This window comes from Flavobacterium sp. (genome assembly GCF_021151785.1).
GTDB lineage: Bacteria > Bacteroidota > Bacteroidia > Flavobacteriales > Flavobacteriaceae > Flavobacterium.
Genome location: NZ_JAGKWP010000016.1, coordinates 24,051 through 30,139, shown reverse-complemented (window position 1 = coordinate 30,139; position 6,089 = coordinate 24,051). Strand labels below are relative to the sequence as shown.

Here is a 6,089-nt window from a genome sequence, read left to right as displayed (position 1 = left end):
TAAATGAAGGTGAAGTACATTGAATTTGTACATCGACATCATATCTAGGTATTGGAAGATATGTTCTTGTCTGAAAAAATGACGAGATATATCTATGTGCATTCCTCTATAGGCATATTCTGGGTAATCACGGAGTGTGAAGCAATTTAATGGATAGGAATTTTGATCAGGAAATAGGCTAGGTGCAATGTCAGTATAATAGTAAATCCACTGCTGGATATTGCTGATAATGTTGAAGATGGCTGGAATGCCTCCAATTTTAACTGTGATACTTTTGCTCGTGACATCCATGGTATATCCTTGTTCTTCTACCGTTGGGAGGGAAATGTTATTGGGATCACGCAGAGAATTTAGCAGTAGGATTTGAATTTTGGCTTTTTTGATATTATTCGTGGGTACTAGGTTGATTCCTTTGGGTGTTGTATAGCTGATAAATTCGTCTAAGGCGTTTGTAAGCTGATGCAATGCTTCTGGGGCTAAGTTGGTAATGTGTGGATCTGCATACCAATAAAGTGTACTAGATGGGTTGAAAACACCTTTTTCTTGGAAGTAAATTCGGGGTTTAGGAATTTGAATAGACATGGGTGAACCATAAACGTTTGGATTAAGTCCAACCATCGATTGTGGATGATGATCCTGTGCTGTTAAGTGGTTTTGTACAATTACCGAATAAAGAATAATTATGGCAAATATCTTCAGGAATTTGGGGGTGTGAATTACCATGTTTTGGGGGGTTGTATTTAGGGAGATTTGAATTTCTTTAATAACTCTGCTAAGTTACTTCGTAGCAATTAGGATTCAAAAATTTGTTAATTATTTGAAAATCATAGTATCTTGCGCGGATGCAAAACAGAAATGCACTACATCATGTTCTCCCAATAGGTTCACAAGATTGGATTATGATGAATTCCATATTCTTGGTTGTGTTTTTGGTTTATTTGGTTATCGGAGGGAGATTAGAAGAGAAAAATCGCCGTAATATGGGCAAAGTATTGGGCTTGGTGGCTTGGGGTAATTTTATTACATCTCAGTACTATGCCGTTTCACATGGCGTTTGGGATTTGCAAACCAGTTTGCCTTTGCATTTGTGTTCATTGTCGCAATTATTGATTGGTTATTTGATGCTAACTGAAAAGCAGTGGGCTTATGAATTCGTGATCTATTGGGGTGCAGGAGCTGTGCATGCATTTATCACACCTGAGATTACAACGGGATCAAGTTTGTATCATCATATCGATTATGCGATTTCCCACGGGGTAATCATAGTAGCTAGTGTATATGCTTCCATGCGTATGGGTTTTGTACCCAGGAAGTATTCGTGGTTGAGAGTTTTTGCCTATACGCAGTTGGTGATACCTATAATTGGCGGGTTAGATTGGCTTTTGGGTGCCAATTATATGTATTTGGCTCAGAAGCCATCGGCTGATAATCCCATGATCATTGGCGATTGGCCATACTATATTGTAAGTTTAGAGTTGGTAGTATTGGTTCATTTTTATGTGTTTTATCACATCCACAAAGGGTTGGCGAATTGGAGAAGTATTCGATTGATTGATCCCGGAAAGTAGGATTTCTTTTTACCGGGCGATATACGGTGCCTTAATATTTATCAGCTCATCATTCAACAGCAATTGAAAACACTATGCGTTTTCCACCCATTTTTTGATTACGCGTTGGTTGTTATTTTTTCTCTGTAGAATTGAGATTTGATTGAATTAGCGAAAGTAGAACAAGAATAGTGTAGGGCATGGCGGAAACCAGAAAGCCGAGTAGATTTGAGTAGATATCAAACATGATTTGATTGTCATATTTGGTTCTGATTAATGCGAATGTTAGTGTTACAATGTCTACTACAATAGTAACGATTAAAAGGAGCGAGTTGTACTTTTTTAACTGGGAAAAATAAAGGGCAATAATATTCAAGCCAAACATTATCCATATCATAACCTCTCTGGCAAGAATTCGTAACCAAATATTATCAAATGGAGGCTTATATGGGTCGTTAGGATTTCCAGATACGACATAGGTGTTGCTAATGCCGTAAAGCTGATAGGAAATTAAAGAAAGTATAAGTCCAATTAAGACTGCGAGGTAGATTGGGAATTTCCTGTGTTTTTTAGATAAAAGATCCATATGGCAAAAAGTACTGCGTACATTGAATATTGGAAAATATCATGATGGAAAACATGGAACCAATCAGGTAGTTTTTTAGCAATTTGGAATAATGCTGAAATCCGTAAGCTATTTAGTATGTAAAGAATAATTAGACCTAAAATGCTATAGGTGATTTTGGTTTTAAGTTTTCTATCGGGGATGGCAAAAATAAAAGCAATAAGCAAGTAATAAAGTGATTTTCCATTACAAACGTGGCCAATTAGAAGAGAAGCACGCTCGTCACGCATTACAAATTTGCCTAAATTTCTATAAACAATTGGTTGAGGGGTTTTCCCTGTGAAAAGTCCAACAAATCTTCTGGAAGTATGTAATAGGCTTTCCGATAGGAAATTATCTAATGACGTCCAGTAATAAAAAAAAGGCCACATTGCTAATGATAGCAATGTGGCTATTAGGAAGTGTTTTTGTGACTTTGATATTTGGAGCGACTTATATCGCTCGATTAAATTATCAAAACCGATCACACAATTACTTGCTTGATTTGTTTCTCAATCTGTAAACTCCATAAGCTACTGCAGATCCAACAACGGTGAAGATACCGCCGTCAACTGGAACTTGGATATCTGGATCATCAGGAACACCCTGAGCCATCAAAGTTGTAGTGCAAAGAATTGCAGCAAGTGTGAAGATGAATTTTAAAGTGTTATTATCTTCACTAAAATCAGCAGAACTAATAAACATTTCTTTCAAAGTTGAAAATTTTGGCATTTCAACTTTTTCGTTTGTTTCAGTTGATTTATTATCTGTTTTACATCCAATAATCATTAATGCTGATAAAAATAAAATTGCTTTTTTCATGTTTTTATTTGTATTTTATTAGGTTTCTTCTCGAATATGCTTGCTGCTAACTTGTTTATATGCGCTACATTATAGCGCTAATCTACCCAATATTGGATGTATATGCGCTATAAACTAGCATTACACAAATATAGTTTTTTATTCTTACAAATCATCAAAAGGGCTTTTTATTTTTCTGAGCTATTGGTATTAACTTGTTTATAAATTAGAGTTGTTAAGGCTATAAAGCCACAAAGAATCTTTTAACAAATGCCTGCAACAATCACTAAAATAGGCTCCTTTTAAACGCTTGAAAAAAAAGTGCTTTTCATTTTACTTTTTTATGCTTTCGAACGTACAATAAAATCAGGCGCTCAGGACTATATATTAAATTCCCCTAGGGGAATTACTAATTTTCCCTAGGGCATTTATCTAATTCCCCTAGGGCATTTGTTTGATTTCCCTAGGGAAATTTAAAAATTTCTCTAGAGAAAATAAATAAATACTATGAAGCAATTGATTTTATATCCCGTATAAAATGAAAATAGTAAACATAGTACTCATAAAAAGCGTAAATACAGAAGTGCCTTTTAGCGTCTTTTCTCTTAAAACAAAGAACAAACCGCTTTTGTTCAATGGGTTCAATTTTAAGGGGCTTGCCTTTTTAAATGTGCCCTATTTTCATCGTGTGTTTAAAATGAATGTAATTATATACCAATATGGCTACTTTCTTAAAATAACATCTCGCTAAAAAGGTCTACAATAAGAATTAAGGTTTCCTTGTTTCTTACTCCCTAAAATTGCACTTCTACAAGTAAATGAATTGGCCTGTTGGGTTACAAAAAGAAAATTAAGTGTTTTTTAACAAATCCATTAAGTTAATTCTTAATTTATTGATTTTTAAAGTTTTTTAATCTTTTCCTAACAATAAATTTCATCATAATTTAATTTTTTTTAGATACATTCGTAAAAAATTAATCTCTCTATTTTTAAATGTTTTCGAAAAAACTTTTTATCGAACTGAAAAATGACGCAACATATTTACAAGGCATTTTACGATGTCTTGCTTTATTGCTCCTTTTAATTTCTGGAAAGTTGTTTTCTCAAACACCCGCTACGCTTCCTATTTCAACTGGCGCAATGACAAAATCAGCATTACCTCAAGGTTTTAGCCAGTTCGGTATAGGAAATGATTACAGTACCAACCCTTGTAGTACATCACTTAGATTTAACGACTCCGGTGATTATCTATTATTGAATTTCACAGGGGTAGCAACTAGTTTATCATATAAAATTAAAGCTAATACTGGTACAAACACTAATGATTGGTCAGGAATATTTACAGTTGAAGAATCGGTAGATGGCAATTCATGGACTGTTTTAAGAACCATAAATAGTACCACAACAAACATTACAACGGCAAACGCTGGAACCGTTTTTACAGATACACCTTTATCAACTTCAAGATATTTCAGATGGACATACAGTACTCAAAATAATGGTAATCTGGCGTTTTGCGATGTTAATGTAAGCACAACTTCTAGTGGATGTACAAATACCAGTCAGTTTCCTAGTACTTCTATCAATGCCCCAACTGGAACAACGGCATTAACTATTTCGACAAGCCAATATCAAAGCAGTTATAATCAAGTTGTAGTTAGCACCCCTAGTACGTTTGTGTCTACCTATAGTGGTGGTGGTTACATTACTGTTCGTTCATCTACCTACAATGGAACTATAGTCTCACAAGGAAACTCGCCATTAACATGGACAGCTACTGCGGCAGGAAATTATTTTATTCACTACACAAAAAATTCTTTGTGTGAAACAGCTACCGTAGCTAATACTTCTAGCATTCAATGTACCTCATGTACTTCTACACTACCAGTAAATGATGAATGTGCAAATGCAACCAGTTTAACTTGTGGGATCTTAAATTTAGCAGGAACAACGGTAGGAACCATAGCTGAAACCGCTCCTGGAGGAGGTGTATATGCATCTAGATATGGTGTTTGGTACACGTTTCTTGGAAATGGACAAAGCACAACGATATCTTCAACAGGTACTAATGGTTTTGATCAAGAGATGACTATTTTGAGTGGAAGTTGTGGTAGTTTGAGCCTAATTATCAGTTTAGATGTTGGTTTTTCAAATGGAACCGAAACATATACTTTTACTACAACATTAAATACCAGATACTATATTTATATTGGACATTGGGACAGTACCTCTAGTACTACAGGAACATTTACAGTAAGTAGAACAGGGGTAACACCGGCAACACCATCAACAATTACAGGAGCATCAACAGTATGTGCAAATGCAACCGGAATTACTTATTCTGTAACCAATGTTCCTGAAATGACTTACAATTGGACGTTACCTTCGGGCTGGACACAAACTTCAGGAGGCACAACAAATGCTATTGTTGTAACCGCAGGAAATACAGGTGGAACAATTTCGGTAACGGCTAGTAATGGCTGTGGCACAAGTACTTCTCAAACTAAGAGTATTACAATTTTTACCGCCTTAACTGCCGGAGCTCACAACACCACAGCATTGACTAAATGTGTAGGGTTTAATCCAAGTATATTAACTTTTACAACCGTACCTAGTGGTGGGAATGGAAGTTATACCTATCAATGGCAATTAAATAGCAGTAACATTACAAGTGCAACGAGTAGTTCCTATGATCCAGATGCCCTTTTAACCCCTGGTGTGTATTCTTATAGATGCAAAATAACAGATGGCTGCGGAAATACTGTATATACAAATCCAAAGGTGATTACCATAGTAGCCGATCCAAATGAACCTTCATGCCAAAAATCGCCCAATTTAGCTGCTGTGTGTATGGGAACAACACTCACCATAGCTAATAGCTCTTGTACCTATGGAACGGAAAGAGGTGAATCTTGTCCTTTAGAATATTCGTCTTCATCAGATGGTATAAATTGGTCAACTCCTTCAACTACAGTTCCAGTACTTACTGCTAGCGGAACAATAAATTATATTCGGGTTAGAGTTTCCAATTGTAGTACTTGTAACGCTTCCCCTTGGAAAACCTATTCGTGGAACATAAATGCCATACCCTTAACAACGACAATAAATCATAATTAAATATTTAATCAATTCAAATT

At 35.5% G+C, this 6,089-nt stretch carries 5 protein-coding genes; 2 read left to right on the top strand and 3 right to left on the bottom strand.

Annotated features, from left to right (window positions below):
* The coding region (locus QZ824_RS03010) for a family 20 glycosylhydrolase (RefSeq protein ID WP_291274555.1) at nt 1-723 on the bottom strand (723 nt) is incomplete at its 3' end.
* A gap of 119 nt (nt 724-842) precedes the next feature.
* Here QZ824_RS03010 and QZ824_RS03005 point away from each other — a divergent pair.
* Entirely contained in the window at nt 843-1,568 is a 726-nt protein-coding gene (locus QZ824_RS03005; RefSeq protein ID WP_291274554.1) for a TIGR02206 family membrane protein, read from the top strand.
* 510 nt (nt 1,569-2,078) lie between these two features.
* Here the strand turns inward: QZ824_RS03005 and QZ824_RS11720 are convergent.
* Both QZ824_RS11720 and QZ824_RS03000 read right to left on the bottom strand, forming a co-directional pair.
* Nucleotides 2,079-2,639, bottom strand: a complete 561-nt coding sequence (locus QZ824_RS11720) for an archaeosortase/exosortase family protein (RefSeq protein ID WP_366844158.1) — start codon at nt 2,637-2,639, stop codon at nt 2,079-2,081.
* A gap of 4 nt (nt 2,640-2,643) precedes the next feature.
* Nucleotides 2,644-2,973, bottom strand: a complete 330-nt coding sequence (locus QZ824_RS03000) for a hypothetical protein (protein WP_291274553.1) — start codon at nt 2,971-2,973, stop codon at nt 2,644-2,646.
* Between the two features lie 972 nt (nt 2,974-3,945).
* On the opposite strand from QZ824_RS03000, the gene QZ824_RS02995 reads away from it, so the two are divergent.
* Nucleotides 3,946-6,069: a hypothetical protein gene (locus QZ824_RS02995; protein ID WP_291274552.1), complete on the top strand. Its 2,124-nt coding sequence runs from the start codon at nt 3,946-3,948 to the stop codon at nt 6,067-6,069.
* Nucleotides 6,070-6,089: the final 20 nt, after the last annotated feature.